The sequence below is a fragment of the Sphingobium sp. KKT206 genome, assembly GCF_055640555.1.
The window spans coordinates 637,276-662,180 of sequence record NZ_CM145765.1; the positions used below are offsets into that span (position 1 = coordinate 637,276).

Genomic DNA, 24,905 nt, shown 5'->3' on the forward strand with positions numbered 1-24,905 from the left:
GCTCCTCAGCCGACGACGATGTTGGTGGTTTCGATGTTGCCGCGCATGAACCCGCCCGGGTTCCAGATCGGCGTCATCGGCTGCGCGATGCCGGCGGTGTTCCAGCAGCGCGACATCAGCCTGGTCGGGCCCGCATGCGTGAGCGGCACCTGCGCGTCCCAGCGGCGGAAACTGTATTTGCCGTGATCGGGGCCGAGCACTGTCTTGTACCAGGTCTTGCCGTTGTCGGTCGACACATCGACCTTGGCGACGCCGCAATCGCCCCCCATCGCAATGCCGCCCAGCGGGATTGACCGGTCGAACGCGATTGCCTGCCCTTCGTCGAGGCTCGTGACCCAGCTGCGCGGGATCATCTTGTTGATGGGCACGGCCGGGAAATCCTTCTGGCCAGGCCGCACGTTCGCGCCTGGAGTGTCAGGGATCTTGTACGCCTTGGCCATCCAGTAACCGTCGTCGGGTGCGGCGAGCACCTCGATGTCGTTCAGCATCTTGACCCAATAGGTCGAATACCAGCCGGGTACGATCAGCCGGACCGGGAAGCCGTTGAGGAGCGGCATCTGTTCGCCGTTCATCCCGAAGGCGAGCATCACTTCGCCGTCGCGTGCGTGGTCGATCGACAGCGACTTGGCGAAATCCGGTCCGCCCGCGACCACCGGCTGGTCGAGCGCACCGAACCGCACCGCGACCGCGCCCGGCTTCACGCCGGCGATATCGAGCACATCCCGCAGCCGCACGCCGAGCCATTTGGCGTTGCCCATCGCCCCGTGACGCCACTGCGCACCCGCCACCGGAGGCTGGAACAACGCCCGCGAATTGCCCGAGCATTGGTTGATTGCCGCCAACTCGACGCGCGGCAGCTTCAGCAGTTGCGCGAGCGAGATCGACAGCGGACGCGTGACCGCGCCGTACACCTTGATCCGGAACGCCTCGACATCGATCGCGGTCGGAATGTCGGCCCAGTGCCAGCGGACGAAGAACTGGTCGTTCGGCGTGAAGACGTCGCCATTGAACACGCTCATCGGCGTTTCCAGCAACGGCGGGTGGATACGCTGGAGGATCATGTTGCCCTTGCCGGGGAACGCGTTGGTCATGGGCCGTTCCGATGGGCCACCTGGCAGATGCAGATCGACCATGCTCTGCGCCAGCGCGGGTGCGGCGATCAGCGCGCCGCTACCGATCGCGGCTTCTGAGAGAAAGCGACGGCGGTTCATCGCCTGCGCCAATTTCATATCCAGGCTGTCCACCAGCATTCTCCCTTCGATGTCATGCTTTTATGCGCGACCCGTCCGCCGGTCTACCCGGTACGGGTCGATCGGATGCGACGGTTCGATCCGACAGGACGATCAGTTCGGCCCATCAATTGGCTTGGGCGATGCAGGGCGACACGAACAGGTTCCCGCGCCAGCCGCCCGCGACCGTCTTGGCGCCGACCAGCAGCCACATTGCTGCGAGCGCCACTGTGAGGACAGTGCCGACGATCCCGAAAAAGCCGAGCTGAAGCGTCGTGCCGAGCTTGAAGGTGGCGACCGTGTAGACGCCAAGCGGGAAGGTATAGCCCCACCAGCCGAGGTTGAACGGAATGCCCGCGCGCCAGTAGCGGATCGTGATCAGCGTCGCGAGCGCCAGCCACCACAGACCGAAACCCCAGAGCAGCAGCCCGGCAATCGTGCCAATCCCCTGCGCTACCGCGCCGATCTGCCCCAGGCCGTTGGCGGCGAGGATCGCGGGCGCGTTGCTGCCGAGCACCAGCATCCCAAGCGCGCCGGTGCCAATCGGACCGAGCGCGAGCCAGCTCGAGGCGGCCATGCTCTCGTGCGGCAGCTTGTGCAGTGCCATCCGCAGGATCAGGATCGCGAGGATGCCGAACGCGACCGGCACTGAATAAGCCCAGAGCACATACGACGTTGCGAGCACGACGAACTGGTGATGCGCGTCCGCCAGATGCGGGGCGAGCAGGCCGCCGCTCGCACCTGCGACCTCCGCCGCGACCACCGGCAGCAGCCACACCGCGGTCATGCCGTCGAGCGAATGTTCGTGCCGCGTGAACATGAGGTAGGGGATCGCCACACCGCAGGCGAGCGACATCGCGACGTCGATCCACCACAATGTCTCGGCGATCGGGATCACGCCCGCGCCGAACTGCGGCAGGCCGAATGCAAGACATCCGTTGATGATCGTCGCCAGCCCCATCGGGATCGTGCCGATGAACATCGACACGGCGTTGTGCCCGAAGATCCGCCGCGCCTCGTGTCCGAACATCGTCCAGCGCGCGGTGTAGAGCCCGGCGAACAGCGTGAAGAGCGCGATGTTGAAGTACCACAGCGCCTCGCCGACCGGGTGCAGCAATGCGCCGACGCCCGGCACCTGCGGCAAGGCGAGCGCGAGAATGCCGGTGCCCATCGTAGCGGCGAACCAGTTGGGGGTGAACTGCCGGATCATCTCGCGCGGGGAGTCGAGCCGGCTGAGGGGCTTCAGGCCATCGAGAACGGGTTTCAGATCGGCGGTCACTTGCCAGTCTCCTTGATGAGATCGGTCAGCGCATCGGCCGCCCGCGTTCGATACCGCTCTTTATGGCGCAGCGCGTAGAACGGACGCCGCGGCAGACCGAGCGGTAGATCGTGCAACGTGCCGGCCGCGATTGCAGGTGCGACGACATGCTGCGACAGCACCGCGACGCCCGCCCCGGCCTCGACCGCGCTACGTACCGCCTCGTTCGATGGTAGCATCAGCGCCACGGTGATGTCCGACGGATCGACGCCGCGCTGGCGCAGCACCTCCTCGAACGACGAGCGCGTGCCCGATCCCTGCTCGCGGACGATCCAGCGTGCGGCGCGGATCCAGTCCTCGTCGATCGTGTCGGCTGCGCGGTCGCTTACCAGCACCATGCGGTCGTTCGCGACCGTCCAATGCGCGAGCGCGGGCTCGTCGATCACACCCTCGACGAAGCCGAGCTCGACCGCACCGTCGAGCACGCGCGCCGCGGCCCCCTCGGTGTTGTCGATCGCCAGTTCGATTGAGATCGCGGGGTAGCGCGCATGGAACGCGGCCAGCTGGCGGGGCAGCCAATAGCCCGCGATCGTCTGGCTTGCGACTAGCCGCAGAGTGCCGCGCTCCAGTCCTGCATATTCGGCCAGTGCAAGTTCCGCGCTGGCGGCACGGCCAAGCACTGCGCGTGCGTCGACCAGAAACATGCGGCCCGCTTCGGACAGTTCGATCCCACGGCCGACCCGGTGGAACAGCGGCACGCCGTGCCGGGCTTCCAGCGCGGCGATGGCAGCGCTTGCGGCTGACTGCGTCACATTGAGCGCTTCGGCCGCGCGCGTCATGTGCTCGCGCTCAGCGACACCGACGAAAATCCTGAGTTGTTCCAGGGTCATGCCCGATCTCCTTGCCCCAATGATAGGGAAAGGAGATCAATCGCACCAACCAAAGATTACGGTCATTCCAATCAGATATACCGATCGGTCATTTCAGAATGTCGATAACCGCCTCACGTTCATCGACCAGTTCGGCAATCGTGCGATCAAGCATCGTTCGCTGGAATGGATCGAGGATCAGTCCTTCGATACGCGCATACCCACCGCTTTTGCAGTGCACCGGCACGCCGCACACCAGCCCTTGCGGGATACCGTAGGAGCCATCTGACACCACGCCCATCGACACCCAATTGTCGCCTGCGCCGTGCACCCAATCGCGCAGATGGTCGATCGCCGCATTTGCTGCCGACGCGGCCGAGGACGCACCCCGTGCTTCGATGATCGCGGTTCCGCGCTGCGCAACGGTGGGGATCAGGGTCTCGCGGTACCAGGCCTCGTTTCCGATACGGTCGGCAAGCTTTTGGCCATCGAGTTCGGCATTCCCCCAGTCGGCAAACATCGTCGGCGAATGGTTTCCCCAGACGACGAGCTTTGTAATCGCATCGACACCGACACCCGCCTTGGCCGCAAGCTGTCCCTGCGCGCGGTTGTGATCGAGGCGGATCATCGACGTGATGTTTTCGGCAGGGAAACCCGGTGCGCTTTGCGCAATGATCCAGGCATTTGTGTTGGCGGGATTACCGACGACCAGGATCTTGGCGTCGCGTTTGGCCACTGCGTCCAGCGCTGCGCCCTGCGTCTTGAAGATCGCTGCGTTGGCAGCGAGCAAATCACGGCGCTCCATGCCCTTCGAGCGGGGACGAGACCCGACCAGCATGGCCGCATCGATGTCCTTGAAAGCCACCATCGGATCATCAGTAATGATCACATCTGCCAGCAGCGGGAACGCGCAATCCTCCAGTTCCATGACCACGCCGCGTACTGCGTCCAGCGCCTGCGGCACGTCGAGCAGTTGAAGGATAACGGGCTGGTCCGGTCCGAACACGTCACCCTGCGCGACCCGGAAGAGCAGCGAATAGCAAATTTGTCCTGCGGCACCGCTGATCGCGATCCTGACGGGGGGCTTGGTCATTTTGGAAAGGGCTTTCGTTGGGAGATTACAGACGGTGTGAGACCGATCAACGCGCCGCCAGGGCAAGCGCCGCATCGCGCCCGGATGGCACCAGATTGGCGAGACCTTTTCCTGATCTTACGGCACCAGGAACGTAGATCAGGCTCTGCGCATCCGTACTGATCGGGATCGTCGACACGGTGGTGTACGTCAGCGTGTCGATCCCAGCGACCTTGTTGGTTCCGGCCAGGCTGGCATAGATCCTCGTACCATCGCCCGACGGCCAAACCGCACTCGGAGCCGCTTGTAGCGGGACGGTTGCCACAGCCTCCAGGCTGTCGGTTCTATAGACCTTGATTGCAGGTTGATCGCCGCCAACGCTGACATAGGCAAAGGAATCGTCTGCGCGCTGGGCGAAGTTGACCGCGCCCGTTGCTGGACCAGTGTTTATCACTTCGCGTACCGCAAACGGCGGTTTGGCAGCAAAGACCGTGGTCGTGCCGCTCTCGCGGCGTGTTGCCCAGATCTGTTTGCCATCTGGCGAGACCGCGATTGCTCCCGCACCTGCACCGTTGCTGGCAACGTGTCCGACGACGCGCCGATGCTCGACGTCGACAACCAGGATGGACGGCCTTTCAGTAAGCGATACAAAGGCATAGCGTCCGTTTGGCGACAGGATGGTCGCGCCCGCTCCGCCACTTGCTGGTACGCGGGTGATCTCCCGCGCTGTCTTAGGATCCACGACCGCGATGGCATGTTCATCGCCGAGCGAAACCCAGAGTTCGTGCCCATTGGGCGTAAACGCGACGGCGGTAGGCGACGTCTGGAACACGGTCCGGCCTCGTTCCGTGTTCGTGGCCAGATCTACGAGCGTCACACTGTGCTGCGCTAATGCCGATACCGCCAGGGTCCGCCCGTCACGCGTTGCAGCCAGGTGCTGGACTTTGGGGCTGGAAAAGCTGGGCTCAGCTATCGCGCTTTTGGCGAGGTCGATCCGTCCCAGTTCGTTGCCCGCTGCAGGATCGATGACAACGATCTTCGTCGATGTAGGGTCAGACACATAGATCCGGTCATGATGGCTGAGGTCGATATCAGCCTTCGACCACGGTGCCTGAACCGCCTTGATATCGTAGGGAAAGTCGTCCGCCGCAGGTGCAGCCCAATAGGCCTGAGCGATCGCCGGGACTGGCGCTACGGAGGCCAACATCGCGGCAACCAGAACGATCGCAGCTTTCATCGTTTGATCCTTATCACGGACCCGGCGGGTGATCGTGCCGGTCCGATGCCGCTAGATCGACCGATATGTCCCTCGCGTCCAACGCATGGTCGCGATGATTTCAATACGAAAACGCGATTATAGATCGCCGACCGTTCCTGTTAAATGATTGGAATGACCGTGGTTATGCGTTGGACCGACCGCCCCGCCGCAATCATCTATCCTGTCACGCTCGGCATTCATCGAGACGCGCGGAGACTTCCTCATGGCAACACAGCCGATCTACGATCTCGCTACCGAGACACTCGTTGCTCCTAAGCCTGTGCGTCGACATCTCGCAATCGTGCCGGATGCAGGCAATTATGACGAGCTGGAAAGAACGGCTCCAGGCATCGCATCGCGCGGCGTCCATCCTGCCACGTTGGGCTTGCTCGTCGGCGTGTATGCAGCAATGTTGCTGACTTTCTGGACCTTCTTCGCACGTGATGCAGCTACGGCGCTCGTCCTGACGGTCGTGTCGGTCTTCATGATCCTGTATTTCGGTCTGATTGCTGGCGGCATCGTACTCAGCGATACTCCCGCCCCCGGCGAACCCCTCCGTTCGTTCTCGGAGTTCATCAAGGGCCCGGTCGATATCTTGACGGGCACGATCACAGGGCGCGAAGCGGCTATACAGATGCTCTTTCTCCCGGCCTGCATGGCCGTGCTAGCAACGATTATCGGCATCATCGCTCGCGTGTCGTAAACAGGAAAACTAGGGACAGGACGATGAGATCACGCATGACCTTGCTGATGGCGATAGGCTTGTCCGTATCGACCGCTGCTATCGCGCAAACGGACGGCTTCGCGTCCGCGATGGATGCGGCGATGACGCGGATGCACGGCGCGATGATGACCGGCTATTCAAACGATCCCGATCGCGACTTCGCAAGGATGATGATCCCGCATCATCAAGGTGCGATCGACATGGCTGAGATCGAGCTGCGTTACGGCAAGGACGAACGCCTGCGCCGGCTTGCGCAAGGGATCATCGTCGAACAGCGTCAGGAAATCGCGGTGATGCAGGGCATCCTATCCGAAGGCGGCGCGTTGCCACGTCACACCGGACCGACCGCGACTGGTCACCCCCATCACGGAGACCGTCCATGAAGCGTTTCACCCTAACCGCCTGCACCGCCTTGTGCTTTTCAGGCCCTGCGTTTGCCCAGCAAGTGCCCAATGCGACCCCCGACATCCCTGTCAGCGCGCAGGACCGGTTCTACACGTCGGACCAGTTCTCCAACACCGTGTCGGTGATCGACCCATCAACCAACACGCTGCTCGGCGTCATCAAGCTCGGCGACCAGACCCCCGCCAACCTCAGCCCGCTCTACAAGGGGCAGCTGCTTGTCCACGGCATGGGCTTCTCGCCCGATCGTAAGACGCTGGCGGCGATCTCGATCGGTTCGAACTCGGTGACGTTCATCGATACCGCGACCAATGCCGTGAAGCACACGACCTATGTCGGGCGCTCGCCGCATGAGGCGTTTTTCCGCCCCGACGGTCGCGAAGTCTGGGTCGCGGTGCGCGGCGAGGATTATATCCAGGTGCTCGACGGCAAGACCTTCGCGCCGACCACGCGCATCCCCGTCCCCAACGGCCCCGGCATGACGATTTTCTCGCCGAACGGGAAATACGGCTATGTCTGTTCGAGCTTCTCACCCGAGACCGTGGTGATCGACACCGCCTCGAAGAAGATCGTCGGTCGCGTCAAGCAGGCAAGCCCGTTCTGCCCCGACATCGCCGCGACGCCCGACGGCAAGCAGGTCTGGCTGACGCTGAAGGACGTCGGCAAGGTCATGGTGTTCGACGCCAAGCCACCCTTCGCAGTGCTGAAGACGTTCGACACCGGCGCGATCACCAACCACGTCAACATCGCCCGCACCAAGGCCGGCCAGTTCGCCTATGTGACGGTCGGCACCGAGAATGTCGTGAAGGTGTTCCGCACCACCGACTTCGTGCAGGTCGCGAGCATCCCGGTCGGCGCGCTGCCGCACGGTCTGTGGCCGTCGGGCGACGGCTCGCGGATCTATGTCGGGCTGGAGAACGCCGACGCTGTTGCGGCGATCGACACCGCCAGCAACACCGTCATCGCGACGATTCCGATCGGTCAGGGGCCGCAAGGCGTGGCCTATGTTCCCGGCGCGGTGCCGGTAGGCGAAGGCCGTGCAAACCTGATACCGCTCGCACAGGCCGGCATGAAGATCCAGCTGACCCTCGCCGGGACTGGCCGCAGCCAGGTCACGCTGTTCGATCAAGGCCAAGTCCAGATCCTGCAGGCGGCGGTTGCGGGCCTCAGCCCAAAGATGCCCTATGTCCTTGGGCTATCCTCCCGCGCTGATGGTGGCGGCGTGATCCAGCCTCTGGCAAAGTTCATGACCAATCCGGCGGGCGGCGCGATCGTCAACACGCTCGGACCGCTCCGCCAGATCGTCAGCGACGCGAAGGGCGACATGCGCCGGTACCTCGTCATTGCGTCAGGCGACCCGATGATGCCGAGCGCTGTCGTTCAGGTGCAGAAATGAGGGTTCAGGTGAACCCTGCGATCTCCTGTCCGTATCCAGTATCTTGGTCATGACGCCGGTATAGGTTGCCGCAGCGTCTTGAGACTGTCGGAAAACACATGTTTTCGGACACCCTTGGGTGATCCCTCGGCTTTGGTCGGCAATGCTGCGCCTGAATAGTCGACAAACCCTGTCGCTTTGACGTAGTGTACGACAAAGTGGTTTTGAGGGTTTGTCGTACATGCTGGTCGGATATATGCGAGTGTCATCGGCCGATGATCGCCAAACTGTCGATCTTCAGCGCGACGCTCTGGTCGCGGCGGGTGTCGATCCGCGTAATTTGCATACTGATAAGGCATCGGGAGCACGCGACGATCGACCGGGCCTGAAGGACTGCCTCGATTATTTGAGTGCGGGTGATACGCTGATCGTGTGGAAACTCGATCGGCTTGGGCGATCGTTGCCGCATTTGCTGGCGATCGTCACTGACCTAAAGGCGCGTGGCATCGCGTTCCGTTCGCTGACTGAGCAGATGGATACGAACACGCCGCACGGCGAACTGCTATTTTCGCTGTTCGGCGCGCTGGCGCAATATGAGCGCGCGCTGACGCGCGAGCGGGTGATGGCGGGACTGGCGGCTGCAAAGCGTCGAGGGCGCCAGGGTGGACGGCCTCCCATGATCGACACTGAGACCCTTGAACGGATTACTGCCGCGCTTGATGGCGGAGCAAGCAAGGCATCCGTTTGTCGCACCTTCAAGGTGCCGCGTTCGACCTTGATTGGCACTCTTGCCCGGATCGGTTGGGCGCCGCCCGCTAGAGCCTAACCCGATGCCTCGTCGCGCCGTGCTGTCGGACGAGCAACGCATGGCGTTGCTCGCACTTCCCGATGATGAAACCACGCTCGTTCAGCACTGGACGTTGAGTGAGGATGACCTGGCTATCATCGTGCGCCGCAGGCGACCGCATAATCGTCTGGGTTTCGCGATCCAGCTATGCGCGCTGCGCTATCCCGGCCGTTTGCTGCGCCCGGGCGAATTGATCCCCGATACGCCGCTCGCGTTCGTCGCCGAGCAATTGCAGATCGCGCCCGAGGTGCTGGCCGATTATGCGACGCGCGGCCCGACCCGGTACGAACAGCTCGATGCGCTGCGCGAGGGCTTTGGGTTCACACAGTTCAGCCGGCCATTGCGAGCGGCGTTGCAGGAATGGCTGCTGCCGATTGGGCTGACGACGACCAGCGGGGCTGGGCTGGCACGGTCGCTACTAGGCGAGTGCCGACGACGGCGCATCATCGTACCTGGCATCAGTTCGGTCGAACGGATGGTTGCGCAGGCGTTGCTCGACGCCGAGCGCCACGTCGCCGAGCATCTGACCCGAGGGCTGGAGACTGGGCAACGCCGTCTGCTTGACGCCCTTCTTCTGCCTCACGCCGGCACGAACCTCAGCGGCCTCGGATGGGTGCGGCAGCCGCCCGGCAAGCCCGGTCGCAAGACGTTCGCCGTCATCATCCGGCGGCTAGCTCTGCTGCGCGATATCGGGATCGATCCCGATATCGCGGCAGGCATACATCCCGAACGCCTGCGACGCCTCTGTCAGGAAGGGGCTCGGCTGACGGCGCAACATGTCCGGACGCTGCAAGCAACGCGGCGCCGTGCGACGCTGGCGGCAACCGTACTCGAAACCATCGTCACGCTTACCGACGATGCGGTGCTGATGTTCGACCGCCTGCTGGGTCAGATGTTTCGGCGCGAGCAGAACGGTGCAGACACAGCGCTCAAGCGCGACCGGCGCACCATCAATGGTAAAATCCGGCTACTCGCCCGGCTCGGCGATGCCCTGCTCACTGCCAAAGTGTCGGGCGGCGACATCGGCGCCGCGGTCGAGGCCGTAGTTGGATGGGACGATCTCGGCCGTGAAGTCGATGAAGCCCGCAAGCTGATCCGCCCCGATGCCGTCGATCCCGTTACGATCGCCGCTACCAACTACCCCGTCCTCCGACAGGTCGGTCCCTTGTTCATCGCCTCGTTCACGTTCGGAGCGGTCCCGGCCTGCCATACGCTCGCGCGAGCAGTCGCTATCATGCGCGACCTTCATCTCGGTCGCCTGAAAAAACTGCCGCCGGATACGCCGGTTGCCTTCATTCGGCAGGCCTGGCGTCGCGCGATCGGCCCCGGCATTCCCGATCGCAGAGTTTATGAATTTTGCGTCCTGGTCGAGCTTCGGGACAGGCTTCGTGCCGGCGACATGTGGGTCGAGGGAAGCAGACGCTATCGTGCCGTCGAGCAACAGCTTATTCCTGGCCCGGTATTCGCCACCATGCGGGCAGCCGGCCCTTTGCCGATTCCGGCACCTGATACGGCCGATGCCTGGCTAGCCGAACGGCGTACCCGGCTCGCCCGTAGATTGGCAGAGGTCGAGCGAAAAGCGGAGACGGATACGCTGGAAGATGTACAACTCAGCCTCGGCAAGCTGCGGATTTCGCCGTTGAAGGCGGTCACGCCGGCTGAAGCGGATAGCGCCCTTGCGCCGCTTTACGCCCATCTTCCCGCGATCCGCATCACCGATCTCCTTGCTGAAGTCGATCGATGGACCGGATTCAGCCAGTGCTTTACGCATCTGCAAAGCGGTCGGGTTGCCGATGAACCCCGCGCTATCCTCACGGCGGTGCTCGCCGATGCAACCAATCTTGGTCATACGCGCATGGCTGAAGCCTGCAATCTCGTGACCCAACGCCAACTCAGCTGGCTCGCCTCGTGGCATTTACGCGAGGAAACCTACGGTCGGGCTCTCGCCAGGTTGGTCGATGCCCAGCACACCGCGCCACTCGCCGCCCTGTTTGGGGCCGGGACATCGTCCAGTTCGGATGGTCAGAACTTCCCGCTCGATCGCCGTGCCCAGGCGACCGGTGCGGTCAATCCGCACAAGGGCGCGGAGCCTGCCGTCTCCTTCTACAGCCATGTCTCGGATCGCTACGCGCCGTTTCATTCCACCGTCATCTCCGCATCCGCGAGCGAGGCGGCGCAGGTGCTGGACGGGCTGCTCCATCACGGTGCTGATCTGCACATCGAGGAGCATCACGTCGATGGTGGGGGCATTTCCGACCATGTATTTGCGCTATGCCATCTACTCGGATTCCGGTTTGCGCCGCGCATACCGAATATCTCCGCGCGCCGGCTTTACCTGTTTGACGGCATCGAACCCGGCCCCGATATTGCGCCGCTCCTCGCGGGCAAGGTCGATGAGGGCCTGATCGCTGCCCATTGGGACGACGTGCTGCGCTTGGGCACCTCGATCCGCACCGGCGTCGTGAGTGCGTCAATCATGCTGGAACGGCTTGGCTCCTATCCCCGCGCCAATGGCCTGGCCTTGGCACTGCGCGAGATCGGCCGCGTCGAGCGCACCCTGTTCACGCTCGATTGGATCGAACAACCCGAACAGCGGCGTCGCGCGACCCGCGAACTCAACAAGGGTGAGGCCGAAAATGCGCTGAAACGCGCCATCTTTTTCCACCGGATCGGCCGTATCCGCGATCACGCATTGCAAGCCCAGACCCATCGAGCGAGCGCACTCAACCTCGTCGCCGGTGCTATCGTCCTCTGGAATACGACCTACATGCAAGCCGCCCGCATGCATCTTGCCAGTCTAGGCCGGTCGATCCCGCCGGACCTGCTGCAACACCTTTCGCCGCTCGGATGGCAGCACATCAACCTCACCGGCGATTATCTTTGGACCGACCCCGATGCGCCATCGCCGGCCCTCAGGCCGCTTCGCCAGATGCACGCCGTCGAAGGCCCGGCGAAACCTTAGCGTATATCTGGGTCCGTTCTATGTACCGCCCCCATGCCGGCCATCGGACCCGGAACATGCTGAGCATGGGAGCGGCCATCTTTTCGGGCGTGACACTCTGCCCGTGGGGGCCAAGCGCGTGCATCGTGCCGATGACCTGCTTCAGCCACACACCCACGAGCCACAGGTCAACGCGATGTACGGTCGCGTACCGAAAGCGCCGACAGTGATTATGACACTCAAAAATGCGGAGCGACCTGACGTGCGTCATCGAGGACAAGGCCGAGCCGCCAGATAGGCTCAGGACGCCAGACGCGTGAGTATAGGGCATTCGGGCCGCTCGTCCCCATGGCAGGCATTCGCCAGATCGAGCAGTGCTTCGCGCATGGCATTGAGTGCATCCGCCTTCCGACCCAAGTCTCCCGCGCGCGATTCCGCCAGAGCCTTGACCTCCGCGCTGGCGCGCTCGCGGTCGGACCAGAGATCAAGCAGCACGCGGATTTCCTCAACGGGAAAGCCGAGATCGCGGGCGTTGGCGATGAAACGCAGGAGGTGCACGTCGGCTTGCGAATAGTCGCGATACCCGCTCTCACGTCGCGGCGGCGACGGGATAAGGCCGATCTTCTCATAATGGCGGATCATCCGCTGCGACACAGCGCTCGCGTCGGAGGCCGCTCCGATGTTCACAGCGTCACCCGGTTGAGGCGCAGCGCGTTGGTGACGACGCTGACGGATGACAGGGCCATCGCCGCGGCGGCGATGACAGGCGAAAGAAGGATGCCGAACACCGGATAGAGTAGCCCGGCGGCGATGGGGACGCCGGCTGCATTGTAGATGAAGGCGAAGAACAGGTTCTGGCGGATGTTGGCCATCGTCGCCTCGCTCAGCCGCCGCGCTCGCACGATGCCGTTGAGATCGCCCTTGAGCAGCGTGATACCGGCGCTTTCGATGGCGACATCGGTGCCCGAACCCATCGCGATGCCGACGTCCGCTGCCGCGAGAGCGGGCGCGTCGTTCACCCCATCGCCAGCCATGGCAACGACATGGCCTTCGCGCTGCAGCCGCAGGACGACAGCGCTCTTCTGATCGGGCAGCACCTCGGCCTCGACCGCATCGATGCCAAGTTTCCGGGCCACCGCCTCGGCGGTTGTCCGGTTGTCGCCCGTCAACATGACGACGCTCACGCCCTCTTTTCGCAAGGCTGCCAGCGCCTCCGCTGTGGTTGCCTTGATCGAGTCCGCAATGGCGAGAATCCCGGCGACCCGGCCATCAACGGCCGCAAAAATCGCCGTCGCCCCGTCCGCCCGCAGCTCATTGGCGCGTGCAGCCGCGGCTGACACATCGATGCCATTCTCATTGAGATAGGCCGCGCCGCCCAGAAACATCCGCTTGCCGTCCACGGTTCCGACCGCGCCCTTTCCGGTAGGCGAGTCAAAGTCGGAAACCTCGGGAACGTCGATGTCACGATCCTTCGCGGCCGCGACGATCGCGAGCGCCAGCGGATGCTCCGACGCCCGCTCGACGCCCGCCGCCAGGCGAAGAAGATCGTGCTCCGAAAAGCCGTCCATCGCCACGATATTCGTCACCGATGGGCGCCCTTCTGTCAGCGTGCCGGTTTTGTCGACGACGATCGTGTCGACCTTTTCCATGCGCTCCAGCGCCTCGGCATTCTTGATCAGGACACCGAGGCCGGCACCCCGTCCGATCCCGACCATGATCGACATCGGCGTCGCGAGACCCAGCGCGCAGGGACAAGCGATGATCAGCACCGCGACCGCGGCCACGAGGCCATGCGCCAGTCGCGGTTCTGGACCCCATATTCCCCAGATCGCAAAGGAGAGCAGTGCGACGGCAAGCACTGCCGGGACGAACCAGCCCGCAACCTTGTCGGCCATGCGCTGGATCGGCGCGCGCGAACGCTGCGCATCTGCCACCATCTGGACGATCCGCGCCAGCATCGTATCCCGGCCAACCTTGTCCGCGCGTATGACGAGCGATCCCGTTTGGTTTATCGTGCCCGCCACTACATGGGCATCGACCGTCTTCGTCACCGGCATCGACTCGCCAGTCACCATGGACTCGTCGATCGAAGAGCGGCCGTCCTCGACAATCGCATCCACAGGCACCTTTTCGCCGGGGCGGACGCGCAACCTGTCGCCGACCACGATCAGGTCAATCGCGACTTCCTCATCGTGACCATCCGGCAGGATCCGGCGGGCAGTCTTGGGTGCCAGATTGAGCAGGGCCTTGATCGCGCCCGATGTCCGCTCTCGCGCGCGCAGCTCGAGAACCTGCCCAAGGAGCACGAGGACGGTGATGACCGCGGCGGCCTCGAAATAGATGGCGACCGTGCCATCCATCATGCGGAATGCCGCCGGGAATATTCCGGGGGCAAGCGTGGCCACCACGCTATAGGCCCAGGCGACACCGGTTCCCATCGCGATCAGCGTGAACATGTTCAGGTTTCGCGTCCGAATGGACGCCCAACCGCGCTCGAAAAACGGCCAACCGGCCCAAAGCACGACGGGGGTCGCCAAAGCGAGCTGAACCCACCCTGATATTCGCTCGGGGACGAGTTGATGAAGCGCGGGGAAAAGGTGTCCGCCCATTTCGAGCAGGAATATAGGCACCGTCAGCGCCAGGGCGATCCAGAAGCGCCGTGACATATCGACGAGTTCAGGGCTCGGGCCTGATTCCGCCGTTATGAGCTCGGGCTCGAGTGCCATGCCGCAGATCGGGCAAGGACCGGCACGATCCTTTCGGATCTCCGGGTGCATCGGACAAGTCCAAATCGTGCCAGGTTCTGCGGCCGTGGGCGTGTCGCCCCCGCTCGACAGATATCGTTCCGGCTCGGCGACGAACTTCGCCCGACATCCGGCACTGCAGAAGTGAAACTCCTGGTCGCCGTGTGAGGCATGGTGCGCGGTCGCGCCGGGATCGACCATCATGCCGCAGACAGGATCCGTCGCTGTCGTCGGACCTTGCGGCTCGCGGTGCTTTCCAGCGCAACAGTTATGCGCACCAGATGTGTTCGCGGAAATAGGATCGGTCATGGCTCGTCTCCTTGTCGACGCTAAACAATCTGGGGTCTGACATCGTGTCAGGGTCAAGGCCCCGGTTCAAATATTCTGTCCGCCCGACGCTGGGGCCTGATTATTCGAGCAAGAAATTGTGGATCGCGGTCGCTGCCTTGGCCGCCTGACCCGCCGCGACGGCAATCTGGTCCAACCCTTCGACGACGTCGCCGGCAGCGAACAGGCCGCTGATCGATGTTCGCTGGTGGTCGTCGACGATGATGCAACCCGACGCGCTCAACGAAGCACCGGCCACCCGCGCGAGCTCTGATCTTCCGGAACTTCCGAGCGCGACATAGAGCGTATCGAAGCTGAGCGATTGGCCATCGGACAGACGCACGAGAACATCATCATCGTTTATCGAGAATGTTTGTATGACGGCACGTTCGACCGCAATTCCGCCGTCCGCAAGATCAGCTTGGTCGGCAAGAGAAAGCTGCACGGATTCTTCAGTGAGCAGGGTAACGGTTTCGCTGTAGCGCCGCACGAAGATCGCCTCGGCCGCTCCATGCTCCGAGCAGCCCAGGACTGCCACGCGCTTGCCGCGCACCTCGTACGCATCACAAATTGGGCAGTAGCGGATGAGGCCGCGCGAAACGCCTCTGTCATGTGCAGCTTGGGCGAGGTTGGGTCGGTGGTTTGCCACGCCCGGCGCAAGCAACACCGTCCGCGCCTCGACGGTGCGGGAACTCATGCCCACGACAAAGCCCGTCTTGGACTGCGTGATGCTGTGGGCCACGTCACTGACCAATTCCGCACCGTAGCCCACAGCGTGTTGACGCATCCGCGACAACAACTCCTCACCAGATATCCCTTCCGGGAAGCCGATGAGATTATGCGTCGTGGGAATGCTGGCGGCACGTCCGGCCCCGGCGTCGATAACCAATGTGGCACGCAGAAATCGACCCAGGTAGGTGGCAGCTGTCAGGCCTGCGGGGCCTCCGCCGATGATAATGCAGTCGTACATGCGCACCTCGCCGACGGTGATCCTCATTTCTATTACGCGCACCCGCCCATCTGCCCTCGCATGCCCTTCGATATTTTGAAGAAATTGCTGGCCCGGGCGAGGGGTGCGCACCGCCGGTGCGTAAGTCAGTAGTAGCCCGTCGAGAGACTCGATGGGCCATTCCGGAGCCCACGGGTCGCAGCGTGGAGCGGGGCGAGCGTCCAAGGGAAGACCTGATCGAACCAACGATCATCCGCTTGGCCGTTCGTCCTGCGATGGGCGGAACTGTTGGCTCCTTGGCACTTGCGAGCGCAAGTGCAGGGGGAGGCATAAATGGAGACCTACAGTCCTTTTTCTGTGTCGATGGGACGTGCGCTTTGGGTCATGGCCATGGTAGCGGGACCGCCTTTGATCATCATGGGTGTCGTGGGGCTGGTCATCTCGATTATTCAGGCCGCGACTTCGATCAACGAGCAAACGGTCAGCTTCGTGCCTAAATTGCTCGCGCTGCTGCTATTCCTGGTCCTCTTTGGTGCCGCGATGGGAGCATTGCTTGTCGATTATACGCGCGACCTCCTCATCCACATTCCAGACGACATCCAGTGATCAGCGAGGCAATCGAGTTTCACCCAGTGCGGCAGCGATCAGGAATCTGGCCTGCCGTCGATCACAATGCTAGCCTCTCGGGCTGATAGAGTAACCAACAGGGGGGATGGTTTGGCGGATTTTGAATTGCTGGCGCGGCAACTCATTCAGCGATGGAAGGAAGATCCGAACGCGACCTATCAGAGCTGGTTTTTGTGGGACGAGCGGATCAAGAATTTCCGCTCCATCCGCCGCGGTCTGGCCCAGGTGGTCGCCGAGATCGAGACGGGACGATTTGGCGTCGCTTATCGCGGCTCGTCACTGGAAACCGTGGTTCATTCGGTCGCGGAACAACGGCAGATCTTCAAGGGGGCAGATCATGCCTTTTTGTGGAAGCCAAAGCTGCGGATACCGGACATTTATGAGAACGCGGCGCATCAGCGCGCCTTTGGCCGGTTGCTGGATCACTGCGCGTGCTGCGATACGGCGGAAGAAATTATTTCCGGCATCCATACGATCGACCGGCTGAACATTAAGGGGCTCGGGCCAGCGGTCGCCAATCTCCTGTATTTTCTGCATCCGACGCTGGTGCCGCCGTTCAACACGGCGATCGTTAACGGGTACAACAAGCTCACGGGCGGAAAGGTCAAGCTGGGGAGTTGGCCGCATTTTCTGGCAATGCGGTCGGGGGTTCTCGATCTCAATGAACAATTCCGGGATCTGCTGTCCAACGATCTTGGCGCCATTGGCGGTCTATTGTTCGACATCGGCTCAGGCCGATATCCGGCCCCGCCCCGCGGTGAAGAGGATCAAAGCGCTAGCGGCTGGACAGCTCGTCTCGAGCAGGCCCGGGCAGAAGCGCAGAACCTCAATAAGGCTGTTCAGAAGCAGGGCGAAAGCGATCGCACCCATTCGGAAATTCAAGCCTGGCTCCGCGATATCGGTCGGGCCCTTGGCTATGATGTCTGGATAGCGGCCAATGATCGCGGCCGTCTTCATGACGGGATACGCCTTGGGGAGGGGTGCCTTGAAAGCTTGCCAGCTTCCATTTCCACCTCGACCGGCGGCGACGCCATCCGCCTGATCGATGTGTTGTGGCTCGAACAGGGCGGTGATCGTGTTGCGGCGGCTTTCGAGGTGGAGCACTCGACTTCGATCTATTCCGGCATAGTGCGCATGCTCGACCTGGCCCTGAGCGGGAGCGCACTACACGCAACCGCTGGGCTGTTCCTCGTCGCCCCGGACGCCCGAGAAGCCGACGTGCGGGCGCAACTGGCGCGCCCCGCCTTCAGTCGTGTCGCCGATCTCGAGATCGCCTATCTTCCCTATGGCGAGCTGGAGCGGCATAAGGAGGCAATTTCGCGGTTCGGATCAGGGCTGAAGGCGATCAAGGCCATAGCCCGCACACTGCCCTAAAAATCTCTCACTCACATTCCCGATGCTGGTGGCGCAAGCAGCCCAAGCCACGCGACCAGCGCGAGGATCGCGATTGCGCAACTGCTTTCGATCAGGAGGCTCCGGCGTAATGCTCCGACTGCGGCTGCGCCCTCTCCGCGCTCCAACGCAGCTGCGAGCGCCGGCGTCAGAAAAAAGCGGTTCGCCGCGGCCAGGAGGAGCATCGCACCGAAAAGCAGCAACTTGCCTAGAAGCAGGATGCCATAGAGGGTGGTGAAAAGTGCGCCGAGTTTCGATGGCCCAATCAATATCCAACTATTTACGAGGCCCGAGACAATCAGCAGGCCGACGACAATCGAGCCAACTCTTGCAAATCCGTCCAATGCCCGGTGGGAAAGATGGATATGCTCGGCCGCCATGCGCGTAGCGGACCGGAAGATCAGGAGACAGAGGCCACATAGCGCCCCTATCCAGATCCCGGCCGCCAGCAGATGGGTGATGTCTGCGCCCAGATGGAGCCAGCCAAGTGCGCCTTCATCGGCGGCTCCATGGCCGGTCCACGCCAGCGTAGAAAGTGCCACGGCGGCCGTTATCGAGAGCGAAGCCAATGCGAAGGTCGGCCGCTGCCATCCCACGATGGAGAAATACAACACTAACAGGAGAGCGGCGATACGCAGCTGCCAAACGGTGCCGATCGTCGTGCCCGAGATTACCAGGCTGACCGTCGCGCGGTCGACCTCGCCGATGGGGACTCCGCCCATCGATGCGGCCAAAACCATGACGCCCAGGATCGATAATCCGATGCCGACCAGAGCGATGGCGGCGAGAACGGGACGGAAGCGCAGGACCGAGCCGGATTGCCGCTCGGCCCCGCGCAGCGTGTAGAGCCCGAACATCGGCAGCCCAAAGAGGAGCATGAGATCAAGATATAGCCCCAGCCTGACGGCGGTCGCTACCGTGTCCGGCACCCCTTACTTGACCTTGAACGTGTAGCTGCCCTGGACGCGATGCGTGTCGGTGGACACGATGTGATAGTCGACCTTGTACGTCCCGGCAGACAGCGGCTTGGCGAAGGTCGCAACAAGCGTCTTGCCATCGGGGGCGAGGGCAGCCTTGACGCCATTCATCTTCATCGGCCCCATTTTCATGCCGGGCATTTCGGTCATGGTCAGGTCGATGCCGGAAAATTGGGCAACGAGCGCCTCGGAAAAAGCGAGCTGAACTTTTGTAGGGGCGGTGACCACCGCGTCGGCGGCGGGCATCGCAGTCGCCAGCCTGGGGTGTGCCTGAGCGGCCGTGGCTACGATTGCAGAGGCGGCCAGCGCAACCGCAAAAACTGTCTTACGAAACATCGATTTCTCCATGCGCGGCGGTACTGCCGACAATTCGAATTACGCACGGCCGCCCGTGACCCCTCAACGATGCCGCTACAATTCTTAGGCGAGCGCCGCACCCGACCTTCTGAGTTCGGTGAACGAGGATGATTTTCATAGGCCATGAGGGGTCGAGGCGCCCCGCGCGTATGATCAAGTGGACGGCTTGGACACACCGGTCGCCCGAGATTTTGTGGGGAGGATGCAATGGCAGATCCGCGGGTGACAGGCATAAGGCGGCATTTACCGAGCGGCCCCTTTCTTGCGATCGCAGCACTCGCCGTCGCTGCGGTCGGCGGTGTGGTGGTGTATGTCGGTGCATATGACATCGGCGCCGACTCGCCGCATAGTCGGCCTATCTACTGGATGATCGAGCAATTCCGGGATCGTTCTGTTGCTGTGCGCGCACGTAATGTCGTCGTCCCTGGCAATCTGATGGATGTAAAGCGCCTAGAGAGCGGCGCGGGGCTCTACACGGAGATGTGCAGTGGCTGTCATCTAGGGCCGGGCCTCGAGAAAACAGAGATCAGCCAGGGCCTGTATCCACGAGCCCCAGAGCTATTCCGGGAGCCACAAAGGTCGGCCAAGGAGCAGTTCTGGATGATCAAACATGGCGTCAAGCTCACGGCCATGCCGGCGTGGGGGAAAACGCACAGCGACGATTTGATTTGGGATATGGTGGCTTTTGTTCGTCAGCTACCGAAGATGTCGGCTGCGCAATATCAGGCCGCTGTCGCCAGCGCGCCGGAAGATCATGATGCGATGATGAAAGACATGCCAGGTATGGCGAAGACGGCGCCTTGAATGGGTACTTGCGTCGGTCAGCGCGAGATATCGCGTCGCGTGCTGCCGGGTGACCAGGCATTGGGTAGAGTCGTCAGGCGCCAACGGGTGAGATCGAATGATGGGAATAGACGATGAACATTGACCTTGATGGGCTTTTGAGCCGCTTGCGCACCGACGCCGTTCACCCAGGGCTTTCCGGTCTGGAGGAGGCTGTGTTCAGGCGCATTGCGGCGCGTCCGCAAGTTTCCACCGCGCAGCAGCTGACCCTTGGCATGGTGGCGGCGTTCGGCGCTGTATTGCTCGGCGTCGCCAGCAATGGTCTTGCAACGCCGGCCGAAGCGTCCGTGACATTATCTCCATTTGGGCCGTCCAATCCGCTTGCGCCATCGACGCTGTTGGTGGGATCGCGATGAAGGCCAAGCTGCTTTTGCTGGTCGCAGTGGTGGCCGTTATCGGGGCGGTCGCTGGCGTCTTTCTGGGCCGGTATTTTTTTCCGCAACCGGTGGCTGCGGGTGTCGAACTGCATGAGGTGTTGCACGGAAAACTTGATCTGGACGCTCGTCAAAAGAGCCAGATCGATCTTCTTGAACAGCGTTTTGCTGTCCGCCGGCGGGCACTCGAACTTGAATTGCGGGCCGACAACGCACGGCTTGCGGATGCCATTGAAGCCGAGCACGGCAACGGTCCGCGGGTAACAGCCGCTGTCGATCAATCACACCAGGCAATGGGCGAACTTCAGAAAGAGACGCTTGGCCACATCTTCGCCATGCGCCAGATCCTGCGCCCGGATCAGGCCAGGACGTTCGATCAGGCGGTGGTTCATGCGCTCACCGACGATGTGCGGTGAGTCTGGATCTCAAGGCGTGTTCGGACGGTGAACTCGCGGCGTTGACCTTGGGTGGTCGCCAGGCGGCGTTCGCCGAGATTATGCATCGCCATCAGACACCGATTTTCCGTCTGGTTCGCGGTCTCGTGGTCAACGCGGACGAGGCGCTTGATCTCACGCAGGATTGCTTTGTCTCCGCCTTCGGCCATTTGCAGAAATATGATGGCGATCGCCCGCTGCGCGCCTGGCTGTCGCGCATCGCGATCAACAAATGCCGAGATTGGCGTCGCCGGCAAAAAGTGCGGCGATTGTTCACTATCGGAGCGGGTCCAACAGAGCAGGAGCGCGAAGCGGTCCCGGACGATAGCCCCTCTGCCCATGAAACGGTCTCGGGAAGGATAGAGCTCGCACGCCTCAATGCGGCGATCGCACAGCTTTCGGCTCCGTTGCACGAGGTACTCTTGCTGAGGACGGTAGAGGGAATGACCCAGGCGGAAACTGCGGCCGCGCTTGCGATCAGTGGCAAGGCTGTCGAGACGCGCCTGTACAGGGCTCGAACTCGGCTCGCGGAAATATTGGCGGATTGATGAGGGGTCCGCCCAGGTCGTGCGTAAGCCTCAGAGAGTATGGTGCATAAGGCGTTCGCTGAGCCTTGCGCCTGATTTGGAACAAGGGAGACGACATGAGCCCGGTATTGACCCGCCGCGATTTAATCCGCGGAGCCTCGCTTGCTGGCGGTGGCTTGGCATTGTCCGCGTGGATGCCGGCATGGGCGCAGCCCGTATCAACCGGCATCGCGACGCCGCTCCCGACGGTTTCCGGCAATGACATCGAGCTTAAAATCGCTCAGCAGATGATGACGATCGACGGTCGGAAAATGCGGGCCATTGGCGTCAACGGCACAGTTCCGGCGCCGTTGATCCGGCTGCGCGAGGGACAGACTGTTCGCCTGCATGTGACCAACGATCTCGATGAGGATAGCTCGATACACTGGCATGGCGTGCTGGTGCCGCCGCAATTCGATGGCGTGCCAGGTATATCCTTCCCGGGCATTCGGCCCAAATCCACTTTCGTCTATGAATTCCCGATCATCCAGAACGGCACCTATTGGTATCATAGCCATTCGGGCCTTCAGGAGCAGCTCGGGCACTATGGCCCGATCGTGATCGACCCTGCCGGTGTTGACCCGGTGAAATATGACCGCGAGCATGTCATCGTGCTGGCCGATCACAGCGCCATTTCGCCAGAAGCGATCTTTCGGGCGATGAAAGTGGACCCCGGGCATTTCAACTTCCAGCGCCAGACGCTTGCCGGTCTGCTGTCCAAGCGCGACCAGGCTCTGAAGGATCGCCTCGATTGGGGCAAGATGCGGATGGATCCAACCGATATTTCCGACGCGACGGGTTCGGCTTATACCTACATCGTCAATGGCTACGGGCCTCGGGACAATTGGACCGCCCTGTTCACGCCGGGCGAACGCGTCCGGCTGCGCTTCATCAACGCCTCGGCGATGACGACCTTCAATGTGCGGATACCGGGCCTCCCGCTGACGGTGGTGCAGGCTGACGGCCAGAATGTGCGGCCCGTGATGGTCGAAGAATTCCAGATCGGAGTGGCTGAAACCTACGACGTGATCGTTACTCCGCCCGATGATCGTGCCTACACGCTGGTCGGTGAGGCCATCGACCGTTCAGGCATGGCGCGGGCCACGCTCGCGCCGCGTGCTGGGATGACGGCTCAAGTGCCGCCGCTGCGTGAACGGCCGCTCGCCACGATGAAAGACATGGGTATGGACATGTCATCAATGCCAGGCATGGAAGGGATGGACATGTCCGGAGGCGGCATGTCGCCGATGCGGGGCGTCGACCCGACTGCGGAGAAAAATGCCTCGGCGAAGCTGACGGTGGCTGGTGCCGCGCCCATGGCCATGGGCGCGGCCCCTGGCGGGACCGCCATGGCGGGCATGGATCATTCCAATATGGCGGGCATGGCGGCAGGCGGGGGTGCGATGGCCGGCATGGATCACAGCGCCATGGCGGGGCAGCCGGGCATGGATATGGGCTCCATGGAAATGGGGCCGATGAACATGCGTGACTTTTCAAAAGCGCCGCAGGTCAAAAGGTCACCGGGCGTGCAGACGATCTCGCCTATGCCGATGGACCGCACCGGAGAACCCGGTCAGGGTCTCGAGAATGTCGGCCACAAGGTTCTCGTCTACAAGGATCTCGTGGCGCTGGAGCGCAATCCTGACGTGCGTGCTCCGGACCGCAGTCTCGATATCCATCTCACCGGCAACATGGAGCGGTTCATGTGGTCGTTCGACGGCGAGAAGATGTCGGATGTGCATGACCCGATCCCCTTCATCGAGGGTGAGAGGGTTCGGATCAATCTGATCAACGACAGCATGATGGGTCATCCGATCCATATCCACGGCCACTTTTTTGAACTGGTCACGGGTCATGGCGATCATGCGCCGCGCAAGCACACCGTCATCGTGCAGCCGGGCGGGAAGGTGACATGGGATTTTACCGCTGATGCGGTCGGGGACTGGGCGTTCCACTGCCATCTTCTCTACCACATGCACGCGGGGATGATGCGCGTCGTCAGTGTGCGGCCGAAGGGAGAGGCGGCATGAAGCGCGTTTTGACGACACTGCTCGGCGGGTCGGCGATGTTGCTCGCCATTCCGGTGACCGCGCAAGCCCAGTCGATGCAGGGTATGGATCATTCCAGCATGCCCGGTATGGCGATGCCCGCGAAAAAACCGGCTTCCCCCAAGCCTGCCAAAAAGCCTGCGGCAAAGAAGCCGGCTCCTAAAAGGGCCGCGCCGGTCAGAGCGGCCCCGGCAAAGCCCGCGGCTCGCCAAGATATGGAAGGCATGGATCATTCGACCATGCCTGGAATGGCGATGCCTCAGCCGGGACCAGCAGCCGCGGCAACGGTGCCGACTATGGACCATAGCGCGATGCCAGGCATGGATATGAGCAACAGCGGTTCTACACCGGTGGCTGGCAGCATGCCCGGCATGAATATGTCCGAGGATCATAGCGGCCACGATATGGCGGCTATGCCGGGCATCGAAATGACCGGAACCGCACTCCCGGCCGGGAATGCTCCTGCGCCCAAGCCCCCCATGGACCACTACGCAGATCGGCAGTTCCCGCCCGCTGCGATGACACAGTCGCGAATGGCTATGATGCACGAGCAGGGGGGGCAAGCCTTCTATCAGGTCATGTTCAATCTTGCCGAGGTGCAGGTGCGGCAGGGGCGAGATGGCTATCGCTGGGATGGCGAAGCCTGGTTCGGAGGGGACATCAACCGGCTGACCATCAAATCTGAAGGCGAGGGCGTTTTCAGGCAGGGAATTGAAAGCGCCGAAGTCCAGGCACTTTATAGCCGTGCCGTCGGCCCCTTCTTCAATTTGCAGGCCGGCATTCGGCATGATTTCCGGCCCTCGCCCTCCCGAACCTACGCGACCATCGGCTTCGAGGGGCTCGCACCTTACTGGTTTGAGGTCGAAGGCGCCGCCTTTCTGTCGGAGAAGGGCGACGTTCTCGGCCGCCTGGAAGGCTATTATGACCAACGGTTGACACAGCGGCTCGTCCTCCAGCCCCGCGTGGAACTCAATCTGTCGGCGCAGAATATCCCTGAAAATAGGATCGGTTCGGGACTGGTCGATGCGGAGTTGGGGCTGCGCTTACGATATGAAATCACCCGGCAGTTCGCGCCCTATGTCGGGGTCTCTTATGAAGCCAAGACCGGGCGGACCGCGGACTATGCGCGTGCCGATGGTCAGGATCCAACGACGACGAGCCTCGTGGCGGGTGTACGGATATGGTTCTGACCCAAATGCGGCGTTGCGTTCGCACGCCGCGAGAGGCTGCTGAACGAAACGAGATATGCAATTGAAGGATCTCGATCTCGCTTTGCAGATCAGTACTGATGA

The 24,905-nt window shown here is 62.4% G+C and carries 23 protein-coding genes; 13 read left to right on the top strand and 10 right to left on the bottom strand.

Annotated features, from left to right (window positions below):
• Positions 1-5 precede the first annotated feature (5 nt).
• The 5 genes from ACZ2HM_RS20990 to ACZ2HM_RS21010 form a co-directional block, all read right to left on the bottom strand.
• Positions 6-1,250: a molybdopterin-dependent oxidoreductase gene (locus tag ACZ2HM_RS20990; RefSeq protein ID WP_470426928.1), complete on the bottom strand. Its 1,245-nt coding sequence runs from the start codon at positions 1,248-1,250 to the stop codon at positions 6-8.
• Positions 1,251-1,356: 106 nt separating this feature from the next.
• Complete coding sequence (locus tag ACZ2HM_RS20995; RefSeq protein WP_470426929.1) at positions 1,357-2,508, bottom strand: TDT family transporter; 1,152 nt, start codon at positions 2,506-2,508, stop codon at positions 1,357-1,359.
• A complete protein-coding gene (locus tag ACZ2HM_RS21000; protein ID WP_470426930.1) occupies positions 2,505-3,377 on the bottom strand; it encodes a LysR substrate-binding domain-containing protein in 873 nt (290 codons plus the stop codon). The genes ACZ2HM_RS20995 and ACZ2HM_RS21000 overlap by 4 nt, the downstream gene beginning before the upstream one ends.
• Positions 3,378-3,465: 88 nt before the next feature.
• The gene (locus ACZ2HM_RS21005; protein ID WP_037535050.1) at positions 3,466-4,449 is read right to left on the bottom strand and encodes a malate dehydrogenase; all 984 of its coding nucleotides are present in this window, start codon (positions 4,447-4,449) and stop codon (positions 3,466-3,468) included.
• A gap of 46 nt (positions 4,450-4,495) precedes the next feature.
• Positions 4,496-5,665 (bottom strand): YncE family protein, encoded by a 1,170-nt coding sequence (locus ACZ2HM_RS21010; RefSeq protein ID WP_051583499.1) that lies wholly within the window; start codon positions 5,663-5,665, stop codon positions 4,496-4,498.
• Between the two features lie 244 nt (positions 5,666-5,909).
• Between ACZ2HM_RS21010 and ACZ2HM_RS21015 the strand changes: the two genes are divergently transcribed.
• The 5 genes from ACZ2HM_RS21015 to ACZ2HM_RS21035 all read left to right on the top strand — a co-directional run bounded on the left by ACZ2HM_RS21015 (position 5,910) and on the right by ACZ2HM_RS21035 (position 11,996).
• On the top strand, positions 5,910-6,389 hold the full coding sequence (locus ACZ2HM_RS21015) for a hypothetical protein (protein ID WP_043150680.1): 480 nt from the start codon (positions 5,910-5,912) through the stop codon (positions 6,387-6,389).
• Between the two features lie 35 nt (positions 6,390-6,424).
• Positions 6,425-6,793: a CopM family metallochaperone gene (copM, locus tag ACZ2HM_RS21020; RefSeq protein ID WP_008828623.1), complete on the top strand. Its 369-nt coding sequence runs from the start codon at positions 6,425-6,427 to the stop codon at positions 6,791-6,793.
• Complete coding sequence (locus tag ACZ2HM_RS21025) at positions 6,790-8,208, top strand: YncE family protein (protein ID WP_037535052.1); 1,419 nt, start codon at positions 6,790-6,792, stop codon at positions 8,206-8,208. The genes copM and ACZ2HM_RS21025 overlap by 4 nt, the downstream gene beginning before the upstream one ends.
• A 220-nt stretch (positions 8,209-8,428) precedes the next feature.
• Positions 8,429-9,013, top strand: a complete 585-nt coding sequence (locus ACZ2HM_RS21030; protein WP_020997492.1) for a recombinase family protein — start codon at positions 8,429-8,431, stop codon at positions 9,011-9,013.
• Positions 9,014-9,017: 4 nt separating this feature from the next.
• Positions 9,018-11,996, top strand: a complete 2,979-nt coding sequence (locus tag ACZ2HM_RS21035; RefSeq protein WP_470426931.1) for a Tn3 family transposase — start codon at positions 9,018-9,020, stop codon at positions 11,994-11,996.
• Positions 11,997-12,275: 279 nt separating this feature from the next.
• Here the strand turns inward: ACZ2HM_RS21035 and cueR are convergent, their stop codons facing one another.
• The 3 genes from cueR to ACZ2HM_RS21050 all read right to left on the bottom strand — a co-directional run bounded on the left by cueR (position 12,276) and on the right by ACZ2HM_RS21050 (position 16,043).
• The gene (gene cueR, locus ACZ2HM_RS21040) at positions 12,276-12,662 is read right to left on the bottom strand and encodes a Cu(I)-responsive transcriptional regulator (protein ID WP_470426932.1); all 387 of its coding nucleotides are present in this window, start codon (positions 12,660-12,662) and stop codon (positions 12,276-12,278) included.
• Positions 12,659-15,028, bottom strand: coding sequence for a heavy metal translocating P-type ATPase (locus ACZ2HM_RS21045; RefSeq protein ID WP_470426933.1), 2,370 nt, complete (start codon positions 15,026-15,028; stop codon positions 12,659-12,661). The genes cueR and ACZ2HM_RS21045 overlap by 4 nt, the downstream gene beginning before the upstream one ends.
• A gap of 100 nt (positions 15,029-15,128) precedes the next feature.
• Positions 15,129-16,043 (bottom strand): NAD(P)/FAD-dependent oxidoreductase, encoded by a 915-nt coding sequence (locus ACZ2HM_RS21050; protein WP_470426934.1) that lies wholly within the window; start codon positions 16,041-16,043, stop codon positions 15,129-15,131.
• Positions 16,044-16,328: 285 nt separating this feature from the next.
• Between ACZ2HM_RS21050 and ACZ2HM_RS21055 the strand changes: the two genes are divergently transcribed.
• Positions 16,329-16,601, top strand: a complete 273-nt coding sequence (locus ACZ2HM_RS21055) for a flagellar biosynthetic protein FliQ (protein ID WP_088181985.1) — start codon at positions 16,329-16,331, stop codon at positions 16,599-16,601.
• Positions 16,602-16,712: 111 nt separating this feature from the next.
• On the top strand, positions 16,713-17,996 hold the full coding sequence (locus ACZ2HM_RS21060; RefSeq protein ID WP_470426935.1) for a type II restriction endonuclease: 1,284 nt from the start codon (positions 16,713-16,715) through the stop codon (positions 17,994-17,996).
• 11 nt (positions 17,997-18,007) lie between these two features.
• On the opposite strand, the gene copD is transcribed toward ACZ2HM_RS21060, so the two are convergent.
• Together copD and copC are read right to left on the bottom strand one after the other, a co-directional pair.
• A complete protein-coding gene (gene copD / locus ACZ2HM_RS21065) occupies positions 18,008-18,943 on the bottom strand; it encodes a copper homeostasis membrane protein CopD (protein WP_404721294.1) in 936 nt (311 codons plus the stop codon).
• A gap of 3 nt (positions 18,944-18,946) precedes the next feature.
• Positions 18,947-19,327, bottom strand: a complete 381-nt coding sequence (copC, locus tag ACZ2HM_RS21070; protein ID WP_404721293.1) for a copper homeostasis periplasmic binding protein CopC — start codon at positions 19,325-19,327, stop codon at positions 18,947-18,949.
• Positions 19,328-19,555: 228 nt separating this feature from the next.
• Between copC and ACZ2HM_RS21075 the strand changes: the two genes are divergently transcribed.
• The 6 genes from ACZ2HM_RS21075 to ACZ2HM_RS21100 all read left to right on the top strand — a co-directional run bounded on the left by ACZ2HM_RS21075 (position 19,556) and on the right by ACZ2HM_RS21100 (position 24,803).
• A complete protein-coding gene (locus ACZ2HM_RS21075) occupies positions 19,556-20,152 on the top strand; it encodes a c-type cytochrome (protein WP_470426936.1) in 597 nt (198 codons plus the stop codon).
• Positions 20,153-20,265: 113 nt separating this feature from the next.
• Complete coding sequence (locus ACZ2HM_RS21080) at positions 20,266-20,547, top strand: hypothetical protein (protein ID WP_024018167.1); 282 nt, start codon at positions 20,266-20,268, stop codon at positions 20,545-20,547.
• The gene (locus ACZ2HM_RS21085; RefSeq protein WP_470426937.1) at positions 20,544-20,981 is read left to right on the top strand and encodes a periplasmic heavy metal sensor; all 438 of its coding nucleotides are present in this window, start codon (positions 20,544-20,546) and stop codon (positions 20,979-20,981) included. Before ACZ2HM_RS21080 ends, ACZ2HM_RS21085 begins: the two co-directional genes overlap by 4 nt.
• Positions 20,978-21,547, top strand: coding sequence for an RNA polymerase sigma factor (locus ACZ2HM_RS21090; protein WP_470426938.1), 570 nt, complete (start codon positions 20,978-20,980; stop codon positions 21,545-21,547). The genes ACZ2HM_RS21085 and ACZ2HM_RS21090 overlap by 4 nt, the downstream gene beginning before the upstream one ends.
• A gap of 95 nt (positions 21,548-21,642) precedes the next feature.
• Positions 21,643-23,595: a copper resistance system multicopper oxidase gene (locus ACZ2HM_RS21095; protein ID WP_470426939.1), complete on the top strand. Its 1,953-nt coding sequence runs from the start codon at positions 21,643-21,645 to the stop codon at positions 23,593-23,595.
• Positions 23,592-24,803, top strand: coding sequence for a copper resistance protein B (locus tag ACZ2HM_RS21100; protein WP_470426940.1), 1,212 nt, complete (start codon positions 23,592-23,594; stop codon positions 24,801-24,803). Before ACZ2HM_RS21095 ends, ACZ2HM_RS21100 begins: the two co-directional genes overlap by 4 nt.
• Positions 24,804-24,905: the final 102 nt, after the last annotated feature.

Coding starts and splice junctions, on each gene's coding strand:
- ACZ2HM_RS20990 (WP_470426928.1), bottom strand. CDS start 1,250: ATGCTGGTGGACAGCCTGGATATGAAATTGGCGCAGGCGATGAACCGC.
- ACZ2HM_RS21000 (WP_470426930.1), bottom strand. CDS start 3,377: ATGACCCTGGAACAACTCAGGATTTTCGTCGGTGTCGCTGAGCGCGAG.
- ACZ2HM_RS21005 (WP_037535050.1), bottom strand. CDS start 4,449: ATGACCAAGCCCCCCGTCAGGATCGCGATCAGCGGTGCCGCAGGACAA.
- ACZ2HM_RS21010 (WP_051583499.1), bottom strand. CDS start 5,665: ATGAAAGCTGCGATCGTTCTGGTTGCCGCGATGTTGGCCTCCGTAGCG.
- ACZ2HM_RS21015 (WP_043150680.1), top strand. CDS start 5,910: ATGGCAACACAGCCGATCTACGATCTCGCTACCGAGACACTCGTTGCT.
- copM (WP_008828623.1), top strand. CDS start 6,425: ATGACCTTGCTGATGGCGATAGGCTTGTCCGTATCGACCGCTGCTATC.
- ACZ2HM_RS21025 (WP_037535052.1), top strand. CDS start 6,790: ATGAAGCGTTTCACCCTAACCGCCTGCACCGCCTTGTGCTTTTCAGGC.
- ACZ2HM_RS21030 (WP_020997492.1), top strand. CDS start 8,429: ATGCTGGTCGGATATATGCGAGTGTCATCGGCCGATGATCGCCAAACT.
- ACZ2HM_RS21035 (WP_470426931.1), top strand. CDS start 9,018: ATGCCTCGTCGCGCCGTGCTGTCGGACGAGCAACGCATGGCGTTGCTC.
- ACZ2HM_RS21045 (WP_470426933.1), bottom strand. CDS start 15,028: ATGACCGATCCTATTTCCGCGAACACATCTGGTGCGCATAACTGTTGC.
- ACZ2HM_RS21050 (WP_470426934.1), bottom strand. CDS start 16,043: ATGAGGATCACCGTCGGCGAGGTGCGCATGTACGACTGCATTATCATC.
- ACZ2HM_RS21055 (WP_088181985.1), top strand. CDS start 16,329: ATGGAGACCTACAGTCCTTTTTCTGTGTCGATGGGACGTGCGCTTTGG.
- copC (WP_404721293.1), bottom strand. CDS start 19,327: ATGTTTCGTAAGACAGTTTTTGCGGTTGCGCTGGCCGCCTCTGCAATC.
- ACZ2HM_RS21075 (WP_470426936.1), top strand. CDS start 19,556: ATGGCAGATCCGCGGGTGACAGGCATAAGGCGGCATTTACCGAGCGGC.
- ACZ2HM_RS21080 (WP_024018167.1), top strand. CDS start 20,266: ATGAACATTGACCTTGATGGGCTTTTGAGCCGCTTGCGCACCGACGCC.
- ACZ2HM_RS21085 (WP_470426937.1), top strand. CDS start 20,544: ATGAAGGCCAAGCTGCTTTTGCTGGTCGCAGTGGTGGCCGTTATCGGG.
- ACZ2HM_RS21095 (WP_470426939.1), top strand. CDS start 21,643: ATGAGCCCGGTATTGACCCGCCGCGATTTAATCCGCGGAGCCTCGCTT.
- ACZ2HM_RS21100 (WP_470426940.1), top strand. CDS start 23,592: ATGAAGCGCGTTTTGACGACACTGCTCGGCGGGTCGGCGATGTTGCTC.